This is a genomic window from Pseudomonas sp. Mn2068, assembly GCF_049319725.1.
Classification (GTDB): Bacteria; Pseudomonadota; Gammaproteobacteria; order Pseudomonadales; family Pseudomonadaceae; genus Aquipseudomonas; species Aquipseudomonas gingeri.
Genome location: NZ_JBMOUG010000002.1, coordinates 435866 through 457404, shown reverse-complemented (window position 1 = coordinate 457404; position 21539 = coordinate 435866). Strand labels below are relative to the sequence as shown.

Here is a 21539-nt window from a genome sequence, read left to right as displayed (position 1 = left end):
GCCTAGATCACGCTACCGGCAAAGGCCCGGCGCCCGGCCTTCATTTCAGTGCGCAGCTCACCGATAAAGTTGGCCACCGAACGGACACTGGTGAAACTGCTGGTGGAGACACCATTGAGCTGCAGGTCCACGCGCCCGGAAACCGGATCGAAGATCTTGATCATCAGCGCGCCGCCGCCGTTGACCGTGCAGGTGCAGGACAGCGGCAGAAAACCGGATTCGATGGTCTGGCACAGCTTGTCTACTGGAAACATCACAGTCGTCCTTGAGGGAGGCTTCAGGCCGTTCTTGCCGATACAGAGTAGACCAGCCGCGGCAACCTGCATGGCCCCTGACGACTTTGGGCCACGTCATGCCTGCGCCGGATTGAAAGAATGTGAGCCCCGTCACAAGGTCCGAGCCGGTTCACTGTTTCGCCGGCAGCGCCACCGCGGCGAACGTCCTGCGCAGGCGCAGCATGTCATCGTCATTGCCCACGGTAATGCGCAGCCAGTTCGGCCAGTCATTCCAGATTCGTCCGACCCGCACACCTCGTTGGGCCAGCGCCTGGGCAACGACATCGGCCGGACGACGCAGATTGACCATGAAGAAATTGCCCTGGGCCGCCGTGCAATCGAAGCCCCGCTCGCGGAACCACCCCATGCTTTCATCACGAATACGTGCGTTGGTGCGCTTGCGCTCGGCCAACAAGGAATGATCTTCCAGGCTGGCGATAGCCCCCATCAATGACGATGTAGCGGCCACATTCTGCTCGCCGAGCACATTCAGCTTTTCCAGCAGCGTCGGTTGCCCGACGGCAAACCCGAGACGTGCCCCCGCCATGCCGTAGATCTTGGAGAACGTGCGCAGTACCAGCAGGTCCGGGTGTTCCTTGACCAGCGCGACACAGCTGGGCGCATCGCAATAGTGAATGTACGCCTCGTCCACCACCACCAGGGCACCGGCGGGCTTGTCCTTCAACAGGCGTTCGATCTGCGCCATGGGCGTGAGCGTCCCGGTCGGATTGTTCGGGTTGCAGATATAGATCGCCCCGGACTGCGGGTCCACCGAGAGCATCCGGTCAATATCGTGGGCATGTCCGGCATCGAGTGGCACCTCATGCACGGGCGCGCGATGGGCCTCGGCGGCCAGGCGTGGCGCCTCGTAGGACGGTGTCGCCATGATCAGGCTGCGCGGACCGGTAAACGCCAGTATCGCCTGCTGCAAGGCGACCTTGGAACCGGCATAGATACCGATGTTTTCCTCAGCGACGCCCAGTTGCCGGGCCAGCAGTGCCATCAACTGATATTGAAACGGGTAGGGATAACGCCCGGACAGGGCGATACCCTGCTCCATCGCCCGTCGTGCGGCGTCCGCGGGGCCCCAGGGACTCTCGTTGAAGTTGAGACAGACCTCACTGGAAGCCTTCGCGCCAGAGGGCCGCGCCTCTGAAAACGCCCGCCCGGCCCCACCCAGCAATGGCAATGCCGCCATCAACCCGACCATCGAACGACGCGTGATATCAACCATGAAAAAGCTCTCCCTTGATCAGTTGGACCCGATGGCGTTCAGGCCATTTGTGAAAAACTGTTACCAAGGGAGACGAAGCGAAAAAAGTACGATTTAGCAGCAATCGTGTACCAAAAAACCTACAGAAAGCGATCAACAAACGCGCTGGCGCCCAGGTCCTCGTCAGGACGCCGTACCGCGCCGATAAAACGCCAGTACCGCGCCCAGGGTCATCAGCAAGCCACCGGTCACCCGGTTGAACACCCGCAGGTGCCCGCCCTGCAAGCGACTCAACAGCCGTGCACCGCACAGTGCGTAGAACAGCATGATGCTGACATTGAGCAGGGTCAGCACCGCCGCCAGAGCCGCATATTGCGGCAGTTGCGGTTGGCTGCTGTCGATGAACTGCGGCAGGAACGCCGACATGAACAGCAGCGCCTTGGGGTTGGTCAGCGCCACCACGAAACAGCGCACGAACAGCGCGGAAGAACGCTTCGCCGTATCCACCGCCGGCAGCTCGTCGAGGGAACCGGTCGAGCGCAGCATTTTCCAGCCGAGCCAGACCAGATAAGCCGCACCCAGCCATTTCACCGCCTGGAACAGCGTCTCGCTGGCCTGCAGCAGGATCCCCAGGCCGCAGGCCACGGCCGTCACCAGCAGCGCATCGGCGAGCACCGCCCCACCCATGCCCCAGGCCGCGGCCCGCACGCCGTGGTTGGAACCGTTGTGCAAAGCCAGCAACACCGTCGGGCCAGGCATGGCGATGATCGCCGCCGAACTGATCAGGAACAGCAGCAAGGTTGTCAGCGTCATGAAGGTCGCCTTGAAAGTGAAAAACAGCCGCCATTCTGCGGCCTGCACCGATGCCCATCAACCGCGGGTACGGCATCCTGTCGTTTGCACTGGACGGGGCTAAGCTGTTTCGTGATAAAACAAGGATCAGCACTGAAGCGTTTCAGCGTGTTTCCCACCAGACAGGGTGATAGCCTCATGACCGACCAGAAGCTGCTCGATTCACTGTTTCCCGCCGCCGCGGATATTCCGGAAAAATACCGTTTCGAAGGCCAGCTGGAGCAACGCGAATACCTGGTCAACGGTACCTTGCGCAGCTGGGACGGCCCGCTGGCGCAGGTCCGCAGCCCGGTGTACCTGAGCACCGCCAACGGCGATGAACAAGTGATCCTCGGCAGCACGCCGCTGCTCGATGCCGACACCGCCCTCACCGCCCTCGACGCCGCGGTCCGCGCCTATGACCGCGGCCAGGGCGAATGGCCGACGATGCGCGTGGCCGAACGCATCCAGCATGTCGAAGCCTTCCTGCGACGCATGCGCGAACAGCGCGAGGCGGTAGTCAAGCTACTGATGTGGGAGATCGGCAAGAACCTCAAGGATTCCGAAAAGGAATTCGACCGCACCTGCGACTACATCGTCGACACCATCAATGCCCTCAAGGAACTCGACCGACGCTCCAGCCGCTTCGAGCTGGAGCAGGACACCCTCGGCCAGATCCGCCGCGTACCGATGGGCGTGGCGCTGTGCATGGGTCCCTACAACTATCCCCTGAACGAAACCTTCACCACCCTGATCCCGGCGCTGATCATGGGCAACACCGTGGTGTTCAAGCCGGCCAAGCTCGGCGTGCTGTTGATCCGTCCGCTGCTGGAAGCCTTCCGCGACAGCTTCCCGGCCGGGGTGATCAACGTGATCTATGGCAGCGGCCGGGAAACCGTCAGCGCCCTGATGGCCAGCGGCAAGATCGATATCTTCGCCTTTATCGGCACCAACAAGGCCGCCAGCGACCTGAAGAAACTGCATCCCAAGCCCCACCGCCTGCGCGCGGCCCTCGGCCTCGACGCGAAGAATCCGGGGATCGTGCTGCCGGAAGTGGACCTGGACAACGCGGTCAACGAATGTGTGACCGGTTCGCTGTCGTTCAACGGCCAGCGCTGCACCGCGCTGAAGATCCTCTTCGTGCACGAGGCGGTGGTCGACCGTTTTATCGAGAAGTTCAACCGCAAGGTGCAGAGCCTGCTTCCCGGCATGCCGTGGGAAAACGGCGTGTCGCTGACGCCGTTGCCGGAAGCGAGCAAGGTCGACTACCTCAACGGCCTGGTGGCCGATGCCCTGGGTAAGGGCGCAACGGTGGTCAACCCCGGTGGAGGCCAGACCCGCGCCTCGTTTTTCTACCCAGCGGTGCTGTACCCGGTGAATGCGCAGATGCGCGTGTACCAGGAGGAACAGTTCGGACCGGTGGTACCGATCGTGCCCTACCGCGACCTGGAAACCGTCATCGACTACGTGCTGGAGTCGGATTTCGGCCAGCAGTTGAGCCTCTTCGGCACCGATTCGACCCAGGTCGGGCGCCTGGTGGACACTTTCGCCAACCAGGTCGGCCGGATCAATATCAATGCCCAGTGCCAGCGTGGCCCGGACACCTACCCGTTCAACGGACGCAAGAACTCCGCCGAAGGCACTCTCTCGGTCCATGACGCCTTGCGGGTGTTCTCGATCCGCACGCTGGTGGCGACCAAGTTCCAGGAGAACAACAAGGCACTGATCAGCGACATCATCCGCAATCGCGAGTCGAGCTTCCTGACCACCGATTACATTTTCTAGAAGCGTGTGTGACACCGGCTGGCGTCAGATGCACAGGTACACCGCCAGCAACATCAGCGACAGCACCAGGATGGCTTCCCCGAACAGTTCGAGGGAGCCTTCCCTCTCCGGTCCGTAGCTCCAGCTGACGCTCGCCTGGCGCGTTGCCCAGCGCCTGCCCGGCTGGCGGTCGAAATGTCCCAGTGCCCAGATGGCGATCCCTATGGCACCGAACTCCAGGGCGATGATCAGGAAAAGTGTCATACCGCTGTCCTTTTTAGGCCAGTAATCAGGACATTAGGGGGCGATTCGGGAAAAACGTTCGTCATGAATAAAGTTTTTTTGCCGATGAAGACAATACCCACTCATTTTCTGTGCCTGCCCTGATCTATCATTGCACCCAGGGTCATTCGGCCACCGCTCCCGCCTATCTTCATAAGAACCCTATGCCACGTATCGACCTCCGCCGATTGATCCTGTTGCTGTCGCTTTCCGTCGTCACCCTGACCGCCGGCAACCTGTTCTTCGCCAGCTACCAGACCCAGCGCAACTTCCTGATGGCGCAGACCCTGGAAGCCAACCGGATCTACGCCCTGAAACTGGCCAGCTCCACGGAAAACTTTCTCAAGTCGACCCAGCAGCAACTGGCCTTCAGCGCGGGCCTGATCACCGATCTCTGGAACCAGCCGGAACAGCTGTGGCAGGAAGTTCACCGGCTGCGTCGCCAGACCGGCAGTTTCAACTCGGTGATCGTGATCCGCGCCGATGGCAAGATCATCGCCTCCTCGCCGCTGTCGATGAACCTGACCGGGGCCTTCTCCACCAGCGAAGGCTTCCGCCAGGCCAGCGCCTTGCGCCAGCCCTATATTTCCAGGCCCTACATCGGCGCCAACAACCATCTGATGATCCAGATCTCCCATCCGATCTTCGATGGCGATGGCAATTACCTGGGCTACCTGGGCGCCGGGATCTACCTCAACGAACCGAATATCCTGCACTCGCTGCTGGGCGAGCATTATTACCGTGACGGTTCCTACCTCTACGTGGTCGACACCCAGGGCCGGCTGATCTATCACCAGGACCCCGCACGGGTCGGCGACGTGATCAAGGGCAATCCGGCGATCGACGCGGTGATCGCCGGCGAGACCGGCAGCCTGCGCCTGACCAACTCCCAGGGCATCGACATGCTCACCGGATACGCCCCTGTGCCGCGGATCGGTTGGGGAGTGATCAGCCAACGACCCACCGATATCACCCTGGAGGGCCTGAAACGGCTGATGCTGGAGGTCGCCGGCTACGCCGTGCCGTTGCTGCTGCTGTCGCTGCTGGGGATCTGGTGGGTTTCGACGCTGATCACCCGGCCGCTCTGGCAACTGGCCAACTCCACCCAATACTGGGGTACCTCGACGGCCGCGCAATCGGTGAGCAAGGTGAAGGCCTGGTACTACGAGGCGGCCCAGTTGAAAAACGCCATGCAGAAGGCCCTGCTGTCGCTGCACCAGCAACTCGGCCGGCTGAACCAGGAAAACGTCACCGACCCGCTGACCGGCCTGACCAACCGGCGCGGCCTGCAATTGATCCTCGAGGATTGGGAAAGCCGCCGCCAGCCGTTCGCGGTACTGGCCCTGGATATCGACCACTTCAAGCAGGTCAACGACAGCTACGGGCACAGTGCCGGCGACCTGGTGCTGCAACACCTGGCCCAGCAGATGCGCCGCCATTCCCGGGAAAGCGACGTGCTCTGCCGCCAGGGCGGTGAAGAGTTCATGATGCTGCTGCCCGGCACGCCCCTGGCCCAGGCCGTCCAGGTGGCCGAGCGGTTGCGCGCGGCCATGGCCTACACCGAAAGCCCGAACGGCATCCCGGTCACTGTGTCCCTCGGCGTCACCGACTGGCCCCGGGACCGCCAGAGCATTGCCCTGGCCCTCAAGGAAGCGGACCGGGCCCTGTACCGGGCCAAGGGCAACGGCCGTAACCGGGTGGAATCGGTCGCTCCGGGAATGCCGCCGAACGACGCGAACGGATAGACTGGACACCCCGGACGACGCACCACGGGCCCACCGGCCTTTACCCGCCTTTCCAGACCCTGAACCCCCGACGACTTCGGGGATTTCTTTCGAGATGTGCAACCAGCATGACCTTCAATTTCGACACGCTACTCGACCGCCGCAACACCGGCAGCACCAAGTGGAGCCGTTACCCGGCCGATGTCCTGCCCATGTGGGTGGCAGACATGGACCTGCCGGTCGCGAACGCGATCACCCAGGCCTTGCACCAGCGTCTTGAACACCCGCAACTGGGTTACAGCGTGGCCCAGGATGCCCTGCGCCAGGCCATCGTCGCCGACCTCTGGGCCAAGTACGCCTGGCGCGTGCAACCCCAGGAGCTGATTTTCCTGCCCGGTGTCGAACCGGGTTTCAACATGGCCCTGCGCGCCTTTGTGCAACCGGGCCAGAATGTCGTGGTGCAGACCCCCAACTACCGCCCGCTGCGCCTGGCCCCAGGCCACTGGAGCCTGCCGAAAATCGAGCTGGCATTCGATCGCGATGCCCACGGCGACTACATCACCCCGTTCGCCGCCCTGCGCAGCGCCTTGCAGGGCGGCGGCGCGCTGCTGCTGAGCAACCCGCACAACCCGCTGGGCAAGGTCTTTCCCCGGGAAGAACTGCAACAGATCGCCGATATCTGCCTGGAACAGGGCGCGCTGATCGTCTCCGACGAAATCCACGGCGACCTCTGTTTCGACGGCCGCCGGCATGTACCGATCGCCTCGCTGAGCCCGCAGATCGCCCGGCACACCATCACCCTGATGTCGGCGAGCAAGGCCTACAACATCGCCGGGTTGAAAACCGCCTACGCGATCATTCAGGACGCCACGGTCCGCGAGCGCTTCAACGCCGCCCGCGGGGGCATGGTCGACAGTGTCAACACCCTCGGCCTGGAAGCCACGCTGACCGCCTACACCGAATGCGGGCCGTGGCTCGAGGCACTGGTCAAATACCTGCAGGCCAACCGCGACTACCTGCAACACGCCGTGCAGACCCGCTTGCCGGGGGTGGTCATGCAGCCGGCTCAGGGCACCTACCTGGCGTGGCTGGATTGCACGGCATTGGGCCTGGAGGATCCGTACACCTTCTTCCTGGAGCAGGCCAAGGTCGGCTTGAGCGCGGGCATCGAGTTCGCCGACGATGCCCGGCAGTTCGTCCGCCTGAACTTCGGTTGCCCCAGAGCGCTGCTGGAAGAAGGCATCCGGCGCATGGAAGACAGCCTGCGCTGAGCGGATCGCGTCCACGCTGAACGTGGGCTCTGCGTCACAGGAGCGGACGCAGAGCGTCCGTTGAGGCATTCCCACGCAGAGCGTGGGAACGATCTACCTGGCGCTAGTAGCGGAACTGCCCCCCATGAATCGCCTGCAACACCTCGTCGGTGACCGGCACATAGGTTTCCGAACCCGGTAACCAGGCGTAGACCGGATCTTCCCCGACCTGGCCCGGGTCGAACGCTTCGTTCTTCAACCGGGTCTTCTGGTACTTGAAGGTACCCGTGGTTTCCATGCAGGACTTGACCCGCAGGAACAGCGGCACCGCATAGAACGGCATCTGGCTGCGGGCGAACTGCAGCAGGTCGTCCAGATCCAGTTGCTCCTGGGGCACCGCCGGGGTGATCGCGACCATGCCGGCACGGCCGTTGGTGTTCCTGATCTCCACGCCGTAGGCCACGGCCTCGCTGATATGCGGGTGCAACACCAGAATGTTCTCGACCTCGGTGGTGGAAACGTTTTCACCTTTCCAGCGATAGGTATCCCCCAGGCGATCGACAAACTGGGCATGGCCGAAACCGATATCGCGGATCAGGTCGCCGGTATTGAAATAGCGATCGCCCACCTCGAACACATCATGCAAGACCACCTTCTTGTTCTTTTCCGGGTCGGTATAGCCGTCGAACGGTGCCTTGTCGTCGATCTTGGCCAACAGCAGGCCCTGCCCGCCCTTGCCGACCTTCAGCATGAAACCGTCCGGGCCACGACGCGGCTCGCCGGTATCGTGGTCGTACTCCACCAGCGACCATTCGTTGAGGGCAAAACCGATGGTGTTGTCGAAGTTGAGGATGTTGGAAAAGCCGATATTGCCGTCACTCGCGGCATACAGCTCGCAGACCCGGTCGATGGCGAAACGCGCCTTGAACTCGGTCCAGACGCCAGGACGCAGGCCATTGCCGATCATCTTCACCACCGGGTTGTCGGCATCGTCAGCGGCCGCCGGCCGGTCGACCAGGTAGCGGCACAGTTCACCGACGTAACAGAGCGTGGTGGCCTTGAACCGCCGTGCATCCTCCCAGAAATGACTGGCGCTGAACTTGCGGCGGATGGCGAAGCCCGATGCTCCGGCCAGGGCCGAGCCCCAGCTCACGCACAGGCCGGTGGCGTGGTAGAGCGGCAAGGTGCAGTAGATGATGTCGTCGGGCTGCATATCCAGGGCGATCAGGCCGAAGCTGCCGTAGACCCGCATCCAGCGTCCGTGCTTGAACACCCCGGCCTTGGGCAGTCCGGTGGTGCCCGAGGTATAGATGTAGAAGCAGGCATCGTCGGCGTAGATCTGCTGGCTGGTGATCGGATTGATGGCCGGATGCTCTTCGCTGACCCGCGCCAGGTTGACATAACCCGCGGGCGCCTGGCCCGGGTCGCGGGTGGTATCGGCGTCGGCGAGGAAGTAGCAGCTCGACGCGTCGATGGCGACCTGGTCGCGTACGCCATCGTAGGCCGCGACCAGTTCCTCACCGACGATGATCGCGGTCGGCTTGACCAGGTTCAGGCTATGGATCAACACGTTGTTGGTTTGCGACGTATTGAGCATGGCGCAGATCCCGCCGGCCTTGCTCACCGCCAGTACGCTCACCAGCAGCTCGGGGCGGTTCTCGATGAAAATGCCGACCACGTCGCCCTTTTTCAGGCCACGTGCCAGCAGGTAGTGGGCAATGCGATTGGCCCACTGGTTGACCTGCCGGTAGCTGAACCGGCTGTCCTTGTAGAGCAAGGCCACGCCATCGGGGTTGCGCTGCACCGCCTGCTCGAACGACCAGGCCAGGCCGCAGGGTTGATCGGCCTTGGGCTTGGACACCTTGACGCCCTTCACCAGCCGGGGAATCGCCCGGGTAATGGTGGGAATCTTGCGCATCATCATGCCCCAGGTAATCATATCGCTGTTGCTGCTCATGGCACCTCCTAATGGGTTGGCCCACTGGATACCGGGCCAACCGGTCCTTTCCTTTGCCTACCCGCCATGGACAACGCCTTCGCGCATGCGGATACGGGAAGGCGCTGCATCGCGCGGTCAGAACTCGTCGGCGACCGACTCGAGAATCTTGCCCATCAGGTACACGGTGGTCCGTGCCACCTGCTTCACCGACTCCTTCTCTTCATCGGTGACCACCCAACGGTCGATGGCCGCGTTGACCTCCTCGGAGTGCTTGGCATCGATGATCGCGTGGGCGACAAAGAAGGTCATTTGCTTGTCGGTGAGCTTGAGGCTGTTCTTGCAGATATCCATCATCGGCTCGAGGTGCTCGTAGGAGTCCTCCGCCCAGAAGCTGTAGCCCAGGCGTGGAATGATCCCGCGGCAGACGGAGACATAATCCAGGTAGCCGTAGAAGGCCTCGGTGGCCGGCAGCATCGGTTTTTCGAATTCGGCCGGGTCCACGCCGATGGCGATCAGGTCGTTGTAGGCCATGTTTTCATGGCCCAGTTCTTCCAGCGCGTGCTTCATGGCGAAACGCAGCAGGCCGACCTTCTTGTGGTCCTGGTTCCAGCAGGCCACGGCCTGGTTGATCGCGTTGTTCTTGGTGTAGTGATACACCTGGACAATCGACTTGATATACAACTCGCGTTGCAACTCGGGGCGTTTCATCATCTGAAAGAAGCGGCCAGCCTTGATCTTGGCCCATTCGGCATCACAGACAGCCTTCAACTCATCTCTGAACTCAGTCATTTCACTCTTTCCCTGGTGGTGTTATAGATCGTTTATGACATTTCTTATGTGCCGGCGCGAACGCGGGTTTACAGGCGCAACACGGATTTGATGATGTACATGAACTTGGAGAAGAAGCCGACGCCCTCGATAGTGTCCCAGTGTTCCATCAGCACACCGTTTTCCACACGATAGATATCGATCACCTTGTACTTCACGGTAAAGAATCTATGTTTGGCCCAATGGGTCGCATAGAGGAAGACATAATCGCCTTCGGCACACACTTGCTTGATACTGGTCCCGGACTCCGGAAAGGTTTTGAAGAACTGCGCGAAGTAGCTCTTGAATCCCTCACGACGCGGCGGGATGAACACGTTGTTGTGTTGCACATAGTCTTCGGCAATCAGCGTATCGGCGACCGCGAGTTCACGCTGGCCGAACATGCGCTCGTAAAATTCGATCACCACGGCCTTGTTCTGGGCTTCCATCTGACATCAACCTCGTTATTGTCGATTTATTATGTTTTTCAGACCGCCAGGGCCTGGCATCCCGCGCGGGCAGCGAGGGTATGGCGGATCAGTCCGTCGATGTCCTTGAGGTCCGCCGGGCATTGTTCCAGGCCGAAGAAGGGCGTCACCGACGGCAGCAGATCGCCCTTGTACAAGGCGTAGTAGTGATCGCCACGGGCCTTGATCTGGAACAGGATGCCGTCCTGGTCAAACACCGAGCTGTCGAACTTCGGGGCCAGCCGGGGTTTCACGTAAGTGATGAAAGTCTTGTAGCCGCCCAGCAGGGCCACCAGCGACGCACCGGTCATCGCCAGGGCGCTGACCACGTTCCTGACCGGAGCATGTTTATCGACAATCAACCGCGACAGCTCCACGCATTCGTTCTCGTAACCGGGCCCGGAGAACGCCAGCAAACGCTGGTGATCGATAAACTCCCCGGACTCATGGGGAAACGGCGTAATACGCTGGGTGCCGATAATCTCGCCATCGTAATAACAGGCAAATACATAAGAGCGGGCATCGTACTCATCGAGGCAGACGGTTTCATCGACCGAATCGCCGAACAGCGTCCGATAATAAACCTTGCGCTGCCCGTACAATCGATAACGCGCCCGTGACAACTCGGAAAACTGTTGAGGCGTTACAATCTGACGAATACTGACTTTGTCGGACTGACAGTGTTCGTGCAGGACCGAATCATAGAAACTGTAGATAGCTGCACCGGCGGCATCATCTTTCACCAGCTGCATACTTGCCAATGGCAACTCGGTCTTGTTACTCCCGTATGACGACATAAGACGCTCCTTGTTATTATGATCTGTATTATTTGGCTCGACCAGGCACACGACATAACACCCATGACTCAATTCATGAGTTCACCTCCTTGAACGTGCAAAGTTGATCACTGATCGTTCCCACGCCCTGCGTGGGAATGCCTCACCGGACGCTCCGCGTCCGTGCTGGCTGTGACGCGGAGCGTCACGGGCTGCGTTCCCACGCAGAGCGTGGGAACGATCATCAACCGAAGCCGGCTGTCGTCAGAGTTGTTCCAGGGCCGAACGGATCTTGCCGGCGCGCTCGACCAGCAACTGCGGGCTGGCCAGTGGAATATCGGCGTGGGCGAGATTGAAGCCATCGCCGACAAAGCGCGCGAGGACATGCAAATGGGCGTGACCGACGGTCTGGCCGGCAACGGCCCCGTCGCACAACAGCAGGTTGATGCCTTCGCAGGAGCGCTCGTTCAGCAGTATCCCGCTGTTGCGCAACGCGCTAGCCATACGCTGCCCGACCACCATCATGTGGCCTGCGGTTTGCGGGGGGATATCGGCCAGGCCGGTGGCGTGGGCCTTGGGAATGACCAGCACATGACCGGGAGTGATCGGCTGGATGGAAAGCAGCGCCAGGCACTGTTCGTCTTCATAGACGATGCTGGCAGGTGCTTCTTGTCTGGCGATTGCACAGAAAATGCAGTTCACGGGTTAGCTCCCTCTATTGTTATATGCGCAAGACCGGCTTGGTATCCGGGCTTGCGACAGGCTGAATTCCCTTACAGACCTATCATCGCTGACCGCACAATGTGAGGCGAAAATACGTCCGACCCGGAATGCCTGTACACGGGAGTTTTGAAATTTTTTGTATCCGCAACGCCTCCATGAAACACAGCCCATTGATTTTATTGGGTTTTATTCATGGAAATTTCTTACATAAAAAATCGCAAATCACTGACACGCAACGTCCTACCCGGCTTATCCGAGCCCCGTAAGGCAGGCATAAAAAATCCGGCGTGCCGAATGGACGCCGGATGCTGAGGTAGCCCGAAGGTGAGCCCACCCTGCCCCGGGCAGGATGGCTCGTCGCCTACGCCTGTTTCTTCAGGCGCGGCCTGGCCTTGGGAAAATAGGGGGACTTCACCAGGCCCGTCGGCACCGGTGTCCGGACCCGGCTCGAAGGCTCTTCGGCCGGTGCCGCGCCACCAAACTCGGCCACGTAGGGGGTCTGCCCGCAGCGCACCAGATTGTTGATCGGGAATTCATCGCCATTATCTTCCATGTATGCCTTTTTCATTCGAACACTCCTTGCAAAGATTCATCACCACCAGCCCATGGCTGACGCCTGAAAAACCTTGAGCGTAGCCGACTGACAGCGATTCGCAGGCTCTGGCACAAGGATCCGACGAATGACCACCCGGTCACGGACTTCCGAAGTCATCACACGCCCTTCACACCCTTTTCACCTCCATACACCTAGATTCGACTCACTCCTTTTGAATCCCATTCAGCCCGCCCACACTGCGGGCTTTTTTTTGCACGTCACTCCCCCAGGCGCTGGCTCAACGCCCGGAATGCCGCCAGCACCTCTTCCGGCTTTTCCAGCATCAGTTGATGCCCGCAGGCGTGCAGCACCTGGAAGCGTGCGTCCGGCAGCTGTTCGGCCAGCGCCTCGCCACCGCTGGCCGGGGTCAGGCCGTCGCTGTCACCGGCCACCACCTCGACCGGCAACCTGAGGTTCGCCAGGTGCCCGGCATCCGGCCATTGCACGCCCTCCAGCAGTCCCTTGAATACATACAGGCGGTTGCGTTCGGTGAGCTTTTCCTCATAGGCCACCAGCCCCGCATCGGCGGCCCCGTGCCAGGCGCGCTGGCGAAAGCCCCTGGCCAACACTGGCCGGATCAGTTCCAGCACCCAGGCCGGCAACGCCATCAACCCACCGCGACTCAACGGCCGATGCAACTGTGTGCCGAGCAACAAGGCGCCGCTGACCGACTGCACCTGCAACAGGGTGCTCAGGGACAGCCCGGTGCCGAACGAGTGGGCCACGATCAGGTTGCGCCGGCCGCCGAAGCGACGCAGCAGTTCCAGGTAATCGGCGACCAGTTCGGCCCAGGCGTACGCCGCGGGCCGCCGTGGCTTGTCGCTCTCGCCATGGCCGAGCAGGTCCCATGCCACCAGGCTGTAGCCCTCCTCGCCCAGCGCCTGCCACTGGTGGCGCCACTGGTCCTTGTTGCCCCCCGCGCCATGGCAGAAGAACACCACGCTATCGGCCCGCTCCCGGCCGGGCTGGTGGGCCACGCTCAGGCGCCGCCCCGGACGGATCTCCAGCAGCTCGCCGCGCACCCGCGGTAAATCAACAGAGGAATAGGGTTCAGCCATGCCAAGAGTGTCCTGTCAGAAAAATAGAGAATAGATCGCCGCTCACCAGGCACCCTCGCGGCTCGGCTCGGCATTCGCCGCCGGCGCCACAACCGGCGAGGCGCCCAGCAGGGTCCGGGTATAGGGGTGTTGCGGCTCGGCGAACAGCCGGGTGGTCTCGCCCTGTTCGACGATCCGCCCGCCCTGCATCACCGCGATGCGATCGCACAGGCGCGCCGCCACCCGCAGGTCATGGGTGATAAACACCATGCTCAGGCGCAGGCGCCGTTGCAGGTCCTCCAGCAGTTCGAGGATCTGCACCTGGATCAGCGCATCCAGTGCCGAGACGCATTCATCGGCGATGAGGATCTTCGGGCGTACCGCCAGCGCCCGGGCGATGCCGATCCGCTGTCGTTGCCCACCGGAAAACTCATGGGGATACCGCTCGAAGGCCGTCGCCGGCAGCCCTGCCAGTTCCAGCATTTCACGGGCCCGTCGGGCCGACTCGGCCACCGAGACGCCTTGCGCCAGCGGCCCGGTCATGATGATCCGGCCTATGGTCTGGCGCGGATTGAGCGAGGCGAACGGGTCCTGGAAGATCATCTGGATATCCCCGCGCAACGGGCGCAGGTGCCGCTGGGACAGATCGGCCACGTCCTTTCCCTGCCATTGCAGGTGCCCGCCATCGGGCTGCAGCAGGCGCACCAGGCAGCGTCCGAGGGTCGACTTGCCGGAACCGGACTCGCCGACAATCCCCAGGGTCTCGCCTTCGCGCAGATGCAGATCGAGCCCGGCCAGTGCCTGTTGGGTGCGACGGCGCCACCAGCCATGGCGACCGCTGAAGGACTTCTCCAGTTGTCGCGCCGCCAGCACCAGCGGCGCATCGACGATGGCCGGGCGCGGTGCCAGCGGACTGGCCGATGCCGCTGCCAGCAGGCGCCGGGTATAGTCCTGGCGCGGCGCCTGCAGGACCTGCCGGGCGGTGCCCTGCTCCACCAGATGACCTTTTTCCAGCACCAGCACCCGGTCGGCGATGGCCTGTACCACGGCAAAGTCGTGGGTGATAAACAGTACCGCCATGCCCTTGTCGCGCTGGATCCTGCGCAGCAGTTCAAGGATCTGCGCTTGCGTGGTGACATCCAGGGCCGAGGTCGGTTCGTCGGCGATCAACAAGGCCGGATCAAAGGCCAGTGCCATGGCGATCACCACCCGCTGGCGCTGACCGCCGGACAGTTCGAAGGGATAGGCGTGGCGCAGGCGTTCCGGGTCCGGCAGGCCGACATAACCCAGCAACTCGATCACCCGCTGACGGCGTGTCGCGGCCGCGGCGACGCCATGGGCCTGCAGGGTTTCGTCGATCTGCCGGCCCACGCTCAGCAACGGGTTCAGGGCACTCATGGGTTCCTGGAAGACCATGCTGATCTCCCGGCCACGCAACTCGCGCATGGCCTCTTCGCCACGCCCGGCAAGGTCCTCGCCGCGCCAGCGGATATGCCCCGCTTCAACCCGCAGGGACGCCGGCAGCAGGCGCAGCAACGCCTTGGCCAGCATCGACTTGCCGGACCCCGACTCGCCCACCACACAGAGCAGTTCACCGCGTTCGAGTTGCAACGACAGGTCATACAGCGCATGACTGCGATCCGCGCCGCGAGGCAGGGCAATGCGCAGGTGCTCGACGCTCAGCAAGGGATGGATGTCTTGGCTCATGCCGCCGCTCCCTGTTGCCGGGCCGGCTCGAACGCCACCCGCAGGCCTTCGCCGACACGGTTGACCGCGAGCACGCAGAACAGGATCGCCAGGCCGGGCCACAGGCTCATCCACCAGGCATCGCGCAACAGGCCGCGGGAGGCATTGATCATGTAGCCCCAGCTCATTGCCTCGGGGTCGCCGAGACCGAGAAAAGCCAGGGCCGCTTCGGTAAGGATCGCGCTGGCCATGACAAAGGTCAGGGTCACCAGCAACGGCGCCAGGGCATTGGGCAGGATCTGCCGGAAGATGATCGCCGCCGACGACTGCCCGAGCACCCGCGCCGCCTGCACGAACTCGCGCTGGCGCAGGCTGAGGAATTCGCTGCGCACCAGCCGCGCCACCGCCGGCCAGGCCACCAGGGCAATGGCCAGGACGATCGAGCCTAGGGACGGTTCGAGAATCGCCACGAGGATCACCGCCAGCACCAGCTGCGGGATGATCTGGAAAAACTCGGCGACACGCATCAGCACACCGTCGAGCCAGCCGCCGAAGTAACCGGCCACGGCCCCGACCAGGGCGCCGACCAGCAATGTCGCCAGGCTCGCCAGCGCGGCCACCGCCAGGGATACCCGCGCCCCGTACAGCAGGCCGCTGCCCAGGTCGCGCCCGAGCATGTCGCTGCCCAGCCAGTGCGCGCGGTCCTGGAACGGTGCCAGCATCGGCGCACTGTTCATGTCCCAGGGCGAACTGTCGGTCAGCCACGGCGCGGCCGCAGCCAGCGCAGCGAGGATCAGCAGGAACAGGACGCCGGCCACCGCCGAAGGCTGTGCCAGGAAACGGCGCAGGAAAGGATATCGGCTCATCAGTGCTGCCCTCCGGCGCCGATACGTGGATCGAGCCAGCGGCACGCCAGATCGGTCAGCAGGTTGAAACTCACCACCATGATCGAAATCACCAGGAAACCACCCATCAATACCCCGTAGTCCCGTTGCGCCAGCGCCTCGTACATCAGGCGGCCGATACCCGGCCAGGAATAGACCACTTCCACCAGCAGGATCCCGCTGGCCAGTTGGCCCAGTTGCAGGCCGGCAAAGGTCACCACCGGCAGCAGTGCATTGCGCAGCACATGCGCCCAGAGAATCCGTCGCGGTCGCAAGCCTTTCGCCCGAGCGGTGCGCACGTACTCCTGGCCCAGCGCCTCCAGCGTCGCGGCGCGGGTCAGGTGGATATACAGCGCCAGGAACAGAAAGCTCAGGGACAGGCACGGCAACACCAGGTGCCGCGCGCGGTCGGCCCACCAGGCACCGCCGTGGAAATCCGCGGCGACGGTTTCCATGCCAAAGGCCGGCAGCCAGTCGAGGCTGACCGAAAACAGCAGGATCAACAGCATCGCCAGCCAGAACGATGGGATCGCAAACAGCAACAGCGCGCCCTGGGAGATCAGTTGGTCGAGCCAGCGCCGCTGCTCGCGGCTACGGGCGGCCAGTACGCCGAGGGCGATTCCCAGCAGCGACGACAGCAGGAACGCCGAGCCCATCAGCGCCAGCGTCGCCGGCAGGCGCTCGGCGATCAGCGACCAGACCGAGGTCTGGTTGCGGTAGGAGTAGCCCAGGTCCAGCCGCGCCACCTGCCCGAGATAGATCAGCAGTTGCTGGACCACGGGCTTATCCAGGCCCATCTGCTGGCGCAACTGCTCGATGTAGTGCCCGTCATCGACCCCCGCCTCGCCGGCCATCAGCAACGCCGGGTCACCGGGAGCCAGGCGCACCAGCAGGAAACTCAGGACCAGCACCCCGAGCACCATCGACAGTGCCCGCAGCACCCGACCGCCGAGGAAGATCAACCCGCTCATGGTGCCGGGGCGTCGAGGTAGACGCCTTCATCGTCTTCGTTGAGGCTGGTGGCCGTCTGCAGCAGATTCTTCACCTGGCTGTGGTAGAGCGTCGGATAGCGCATCTCGAAGATCGGCGCGATGGGCAGGTCGCTGTTCAGGCGGTTTTCCAGCTGGCTGTAGACCTGGCGACGCTGCTCGCCTTCCGGGGTGTCGGCCACCTTGTTCCACAGGGCGTCCGCCTCCGGGCTGCTGTAGCCGCTGACATTGGCGAACGGCGAAGTCTTGAGGATGTAGTCCGAGCGATAGAGATAGGCGGTGGTCAGGTAGGGATCGCCGATCTGGAAGATGAAGTTGTAGGTCAGGTCGAAATCCCAGTCGCTGACCCGCTGGAACCAGGTCGCGGCATCCGAGGTCACCACCTGCACCTTGAAGCCCAGGGGTTGCAGGGACTGCTTGGTGTATTCGGCCAGGCGCTCCCAGGCACCGCCTTTCTCGCCGTTGAGCAGGCGGATACGCACCGCGCCGACATCGACGCCGGACTCGGCGATCAGCGCCTTGGCCTTCTTCACGTCATAGCCGTACTGCGGCAGTTGCGGGTCGTGATACGGCGAGTTGGAGACGAACGGCCCCTGGGCGACCTTGCCCGAGCCGAAGAAAATGTTGTCGACGACAAACTGCCGGTTCAGCGCATAGAGGATCGCCTGGCGGACCTTGGGGTTGTTCAGCGGTGGCTTGCGGGTGTTGATCTGCAGGAAGGCCAGGCCCGAGTACAGCTCCCAGCCCTGCTCCGAGGACTGCACGCCGGGCAGGCCGCCCAGGCGCTTGAGATCGGAGTAATCGGCGTCGCCGCTGCGCAGGACCTGGACGTCGCCACGCTCGAAGGCCGCGGCCCGCGAGGAAGCATCGGGAATCACGTGAAAGACAATGCCGTCGAGGTGCGGCAGGCCTTTTTTCCAGTAGTCGGGGTTCTTGCCCAGCTTGATATAGGCGCCGCGCTTCCACTCCTGAAAGACAAAGGGACCGGTGCCGACAGGCTTGAGGTTATAGGGGTTGTTGCGAAAGTCGGTGCCCTCGTACAGGTGTTTCGGCACTACCGGGCGCAGGCCGCTGCCCAGGGAGGACAGCAACGGCGCGAAAGGTTTCTTCAGGTGGAAGGTCACCTGCAACGGACCGCTGGCGTCGATGGACGCCACATACTCGGTGAAGACGCCGCCGAGGCGCTTGTCCACCTCCGGGTAGAAGGTCTGGAAGCTGAACACCACGTCGGCCGCGGTGAAAGGCTGGCCGTCGTGCCAGCGCACACCCTCCTGCAGGTCGAAGGTGTAGGTCAGGCCATCGGGAGTCATGGTCCAGCTCTTGGCCAGTACCGGCTTGGGCTGGAGCTGGGTGTCGTAGGTCAGCAGGCCCTGGAGGATCTTGCCACTGACGTACTGGGTCGAGACATGGGAGACCACGCCGTGCATCAGCGATGGCGGTTCCGGCTGGGCCACCAGATTCAGTACCCCGCCATCCCGTGGTTGTGCCTGTACGCTACCGGCCAGGATCAGCGCGCCGGCGGCGAGGCCGAGCAGCACCCGGCGCAGGGGCCGGGCGTGGGACGAAGGGGTCGGGGTGAGATCAGGCATGGCGCGCTCCGCAAAAAGGTTCGGCAGGTGCAGGCCCGCCAACCGCGAGACCTGCCCTTTGAAGCGGTTTAGCAAGGCCTGTGCCAGTGCTTTCGCGGCCCTGTCCGGCGGCGCTGGCGGGACATTGCGCGGCAGGCGGCCTGATGAAAAAACCACAACCCGCGTTTGCCGGTGTGGAAAAAGCAGCAGCCTGCAACCGCGACTGATCGTTGCCCCGCGCGGCAAAGGCCTGCTGCGCGTCATCAGGGCGGACGCAGAGCGTCCAGAGAGGCGTTTCCACGCAGAGCGTGGGAACGATCACGGGAGCCTGCATGCCCTGGCACAACCCTTGCGATACCCGCTGTCTTCGAACTACCGAGCCTCACCCTATGTCACTGGATTACCTGGGCAACCCCATCGACAGCAGTCTCCCCTCGACCCGACGCGGCATCGACGCGTTCATCTCCGGCTTTCTCGCCTACCACCCCCGCGCCGAGGACATTCTCGCGGCGGCCGATGCCGATCCGGACTCGCGGCTGGCGAATGCCCTCGCGGGCATCCTGCTGATGTTCAGCGAATCCCCCGAAGGCCCCGTCCTCGCCGAGCGCTATCGCCTGCGGGCCGACGCCGTGGGCTCGAACCACCTGCGGGCAAACCTGTACCTGGCGATCCTCAATGCCTGGATCGGCGATGACCTGGGCCGCGTACTGGGCCTCAGCGAACAGTTGCTCGACCGTTTCCCCCGGGACCTGTTCGCCGCCAAGCTCAACCAATACGTGGAGTTCAATCGCGGCAACTGGCCGGCGTTGCTGCGCATCGCCCTCAAGGCCCGTGACGCCGCGCCGGAGATCGCCCACAGCCACGGCCTGCTGGCCTTCGCCTATGAACAATGCCACTTGCTGGACCAGGCCGAAGCCGCCGCGCGCCAGGCGCTGCACCTGCAAGCCGACGAGCCCTGGGCCCAGCACGCCCTGGCCCACGTCCTGCTGACCCACGGCCGGATCGAGGAAGGCATCGATTTCCTGGAAAGCGTGAAAGACCACTGGGAAGGCCTCAACTCCTTCATGTACACCCATAACTGGTGGCACCTGGCGCTGTTCTACCTGGCACGCGGACAGGAGCAGCGGGTGCTGGAGATCTATGACCGCCACGTCTGGGGCATCCTGCCGGAGTACTCCCAGGACCAGGTCGGCGCGGTATCGCTGCTGGCCCGCCTGGAGCTGGCCGGGGTCGACGTCGGGCAACGCTGGCAGGCACTGGTGCCCTACCTGCAAGCGCGAACCGGCGATACGGTGCAACCGTTCCTCAGCGTCCAGTATCTGTACGGCCTGGCACGGGCCGGACAGCCGCAGGCGGAGCAGTTGCTGGAGGCCCTGCGCGAGCGCGGCCTGACTGCCCCGGCCTTCAGCCGGACCACCTGGGCCCAGGTCACCCTGCCCCTGGCCGAAGGCCTGCTGGCCCATGCCCGTGGCGACTGGGAAACGGCGGTAGAGCGCCTGAGCGGGGTGTTGCCACGGCTCAACGATATCGGCGGCAGCCATGCCCAGCGCGACCTGTTCGCCCAGATCGAGCTCGATGCGCGGCTGCGTTCGAAGGATTGGCTGGTGGCACAGCAGACCCTGGAACTGCGCCGTGGCCATGATGCGCTGGATGTGCCGGTCAACCGACATCTGGAGCGGGTGTATAGCGCGCTCGGCCTGCCTTCGGAAGCCGAGCGGGCCAGGGCGCGGATCAACCAGGTCGTGCCGGGCTGACGCAGGTGCCGATCGTCCCACCACGCGGGAACGATCGAACTACTCGCCGGTACCGGCAAACCCCGCGACGATTTCATCGATCACCACCCGTACCCGCGCGGTGTGGCGCAGATCGGCGTGGGTCACCAGCCACACGTCGTAGGGCAAGGGCCGCGTGCGCTGCGGCCAGAGGCGCACCAGGCCATGTTTTTCGCCGATGTACACCGGGACTTCGCCGATGCCGATACCGGCGGCGATGGAGCGGCGCACCAGCAGGCTGGAACTCAGGGTCGTCACTATGCGCCCGCGCCCCAGGGGTTCGGATGCCAGGGTCATGTCCTTCTGGTTTTGCAGGTAGGGCTGATACAGCACCAGGTCATGTCCTTCGAACAGGCCGCCGGGTTCCGGGATGCCGTGACGGTCTATATAGGCCTGGGAGGCGAACAGCCCCACCGGCCAGCGGGCAATGCGTCGGGCGATCAGGTCGGGACTGTCCGGGCGGGCGTTGCGCACGGCGATATCGGTTTCGCGCCTGGCCAGGCTGAGGAACTGGGTGGAAGCGTCCAGTTGCACGCGTACATCCGGGTGTTTTTCGTGCAGGCCGGCGATGGCCGGGATCAGGAAGTCGATGGCCAGCGAGTCGGTGGTGCTGACCCGCACGATGCCGGACAGGCGATCATCCTGCCCCTGGATCTGGCGCTGCAGGTCCTGGGCCGAGCGTTCCATTTTTTCCACCGAATGCAGGGCCGCCTCGCCGAGAGCGGTCAAGGCGTAGCCATCGGAGGTGCGCAGGAACAAAGTCGCATCCAGGGCCTTTTCCAGGGCGTTGATCCGCCGCCCCACGGTGGCCTGGTCGACCCCCAGCACCCGAGCCGCGCCACGCAGCGTCGATTCGCGGCACACCGCCAGAAACATTCGCGCATCATCCCAGTTCATCATCCCCCCCCTGATGCATATATGCATCTGAGTGCCGTGCAATCGCTGCATTATTGCATC

General features: G+C 63.2%; 20 protein-coding genes. 4 read left to right on the top strand and 16 right to left on the bottom strand.

From position 1 onward, the window contains the following. Positions 1 to 2: 2 nt before the first annotated feature. The 3 genes from ACL9RJ_RS06485 to ACL9RJ_RS06475 all read right to left on the bottom strand — a co-directional run bounded on the left by ACL9RJ_RS06485 (position 3) and on the right by ACL9RJ_RS06475 (position 2301). Positions 3 to 254, bottom strand: a complete 252-nt coding sequence (locus ACL9RJ_RS06485) for a DUF1652 domain-containing protein (protein ID WP_017124362.1) — start codon at positions 252 to 254, stop codon at positions 3 to 5. Between the two features lie 151 nt (positions 255 to 405). Then, positions 406 to 1509 carry an aminotransferase class I/II-fold pyridoxal phosphate-dependent enzyme gene (locus ACL9RJ_RS06480; protein ID WP_422765053.1) on the bottom strand — a complete coding sequence of 368 codons (1104 nt, stop codon included), beginning with the start codon at positions 1507 to 1509 and terminating at the stop codon, positions 406 to 408. Between the two features lie 162 nt (positions 1510 to 1671). Further along, the gene (locus tag ACL9RJ_RS06475; RefSeq protein WP_042934610.1) at positions 1672 to 2301 is read right to left on the bottom strand and encodes a LysE family translocator; all 630 of its coding nucleotides are present in this window, start codon (positions 2299 to 2301) and stop codon (positions 1672 to 1674) included. 177 nt (positions 2302 to 2478) lie between these two features. Here ACL9RJ_RS06475 and ACL9RJ_RS06470 point away from each other — a divergent pair, with 177 nt between their 5' ends. Beyond that, positions 2479 to 4104, top strand: a complete 1626-nt coding sequence (locus tag ACL9RJ_RS06470) for an NADP-dependent glyceraldehyde-3-phosphate dehydrogenase (protein ID WP_178990032.1) — start codon at positions 2479 to 2481, stop codon at positions 4102 to 4104. Positions 4105 to 4128: 24 nt separating this feature from the next. Here the strand turns inward: ACL9RJ_RS06470 and ACL9RJ_RS06465 are convergent, their stop codons facing one another. Further along, complete coding sequence (locus tag ACL9RJ_RS06465; RefSeq protein WP_017124358.1) at positions 4129 to 4347, bottom strand: hypothetical protein; 219 nt, start codon at positions 4345 to 4347, stop codon at positions 4129 to 4131. A gap of 182 nt (positions 4348 to 4529) precedes the next feature. Between ACL9RJ_RS06465 and ACL9RJ_RS06460 the strand changes: the two genes are divergently transcribed. After that, positions 4530 to 6110, top strand: a complete 1581-nt coding sequence (locus ACL9RJ_RS06460; RefSeq protein WP_017124357.1) for a sensor domain-containing diguanylate cyclase — start codon at positions 4530 to 4532, stop codon at positions 6108 to 6110. A gap of 107 nt (positions 6111 to 6217) precedes the next feature. Further along, positions 6218 to 7360 (top strand): MalY/PatB family protein, encoded by a 1143-nt coding sequence (locus ACL9RJ_RS06455; RefSeq protein WP_422765052.1) that lies wholly within the window; start codon positions 6218 to 6220, stop codon positions 7358 to 7360. Between the two features lie 103 nt (positions 7361 to 7463). Here the strand turns inward: ACL9RJ_RS06455 and ACL9RJ_RS06450 are convergent, their stop codons facing one another. The 11 genes from ACL9RJ_RS06450 to ACL9RJ_RS06400 form a co-directional block, all read right to left on the bottom strand. Then, a complete protein-coding gene (locus tag ACL9RJ_RS06450) occupies positions 7464 to 9296 on the bottom strand; it encodes a long-chain-acyl-CoA synthetase (protein WP_177087780.1) in 1833 nt (610 codons plus the stop codon). 117 nt (positions 9297 to 9413) lie between these two features. Then, positions 9414 to 10067 (bottom strand): iron-containing redox enzyme family protein, encoded by a 654-nt coding sequence (locus tag ACL9RJ_RS06445; protein ID WP_017124354.1) that lies wholly within the window; start codon positions 10065 to 10067, stop codon positions 9414 to 9416. A gap of 68 nt (positions 10068 to 10135) precedes the next feature. Continuing rightward, positions 10136 to 10534 carry a nuclear transport factor 2 family protein gene (locus ACL9RJ_RS06440; RefSeq protein WP_017124353.1) on the bottom strand — a complete coding sequence of 133 codons (399 nt, stop codon included), beginning with the start codon at positions 10532 to 10534 and terminating at the stop codon, positions 10136 to 10138. 38 nt (positions 10535 to 10572) lie between these two features. Continuing rightward, positions 10573 to 11349, bottom strand: coding sequence for an N-acyl amino acid synthase FeeM domain-containing protein (locus ACL9RJ_RS06435; protein ID WP_422765051.1), 777 nt, complete (start codon positions 11347 to 11349; stop codon positions 10573 to 10575). A 243-nt stretch (positions 11350 to 11592) separates the two neighbouring features. Next, on the bottom strand, positions 11593 to 12030 hold the full coding sequence (locus ACL9RJ_RS06430) for an HIT family protein (protein ID WP_017124351.1): 438 nt from the start codon (positions 12028 to 12030) through the stop codon (positions 11593 to 11595). Positions 12031 to 12412: 382 nt separating this feature from the next. After that, positions 12413 to 12619 carry a hypothetical protein gene (locus tag ACL9RJ_RS06425; protein WP_017124350.1) on the bottom strand — a complete coding sequence of 69 codons (207 nt, stop codon included), beginning with the start codon at positions 12617 to 12619 and terminating at the stop codon, positions 12413 to 12415. A gap of 245 nt (positions 12620 to 12864) precedes the next feature. Next, positions 12865 to 13704, bottom strand: a complete 840-nt coding sequence (locus tag ACL9RJ_RS06420; RefSeq protein WP_422765050.1) for an alpha/beta fold hydrolase — start codon at positions 13702 to 13704, stop codon at positions 12865 to 12867. A 42-nt stretch (positions 13705 to 13746) separates the two neighbouring features. Further along, positions 13747 to 15390, bottom strand: a complete 1644-nt coding sequence (locus ACL9RJ_RS06415; RefSeq protein ID WP_422765049.1) for a dipeptide ABC transporter ATP-binding protein — start codon at positions 15388 to 15390, stop codon at positions 13747 to 13749. Then, positions 15387 to 16235: an ABC transporter permease gene (locus ACL9RJ_RS06410; protein WP_177119155.1), complete on the bottom strand. Its 849-nt coding sequence runs from the start codon at positions 16233 to 16235 to the stop codon at positions 15387 to 15389. The genes ACL9RJ_RS06415 and ACL9RJ_RS06410 overlap by 4 nt, the downstream gene beginning before the upstream one ends. Then, on the bottom strand, positions 16235 to 17224 hold the full coding sequence (locus tag ACL9RJ_RS06405) for an ABC transporter permease (protein ID WP_177087772.1): 990 nt from the start codon (positions 17222 to 17224) through the stop codon (positions 16235 to 16237). The genes ACL9RJ_RS06410 and ACL9RJ_RS06405 overlap by 1 nt, the downstream gene beginning before the upstream one ends. Beyond that, positions 17221 to 18831, bottom strand: coding sequence for an ABC transporter substrate-binding protein (locus ACL9RJ_RS06400; RefSeq protein WP_422765048.1), 1611 nt, complete (start codon positions 18829 to 18831; stop codon positions 17221 to 17223). Before ACL9RJ_RS06400 ends, ACL9RJ_RS06405 begins: the two co-directional genes overlap by 4 nt. A gap of 368 nt (positions 18832 to 19199) precedes the next feature. Between ACL9RJ_RS06400 and ACL9RJ_RS06395 the strand changes: the two genes are divergently transcribed. Next, positions 19200 to 20564 carry a tetratricopeptide repeat protein gene (locus ACL9RJ_RS06395; protein WP_422765047.1) on the top strand — a complete coding sequence of 455 codons (1365 nt, stop codon included), beginning with the start codon at positions 19200 to 19202 and terminating at the stop codon, positions 20562 to 20564. Positions 20565 to 20603: 39 nt separating this feature from the next. Here the strand turns inward: ACL9RJ_RS06395 and ACL9RJ_RS06390 are convergent, their stop codons facing one another. Beyond that, positions 20604 to 21479, bottom strand: a complete 876-nt coding sequence (locus ACL9RJ_RS06390) for a LysR family transcriptional regulator (protein ID WP_422765046.1) — start codon at positions 21477 to 21479, stop codon at positions 20604 to 20606. Positions 21480 to 21539 lie beyond the last annotated feature (60 nt).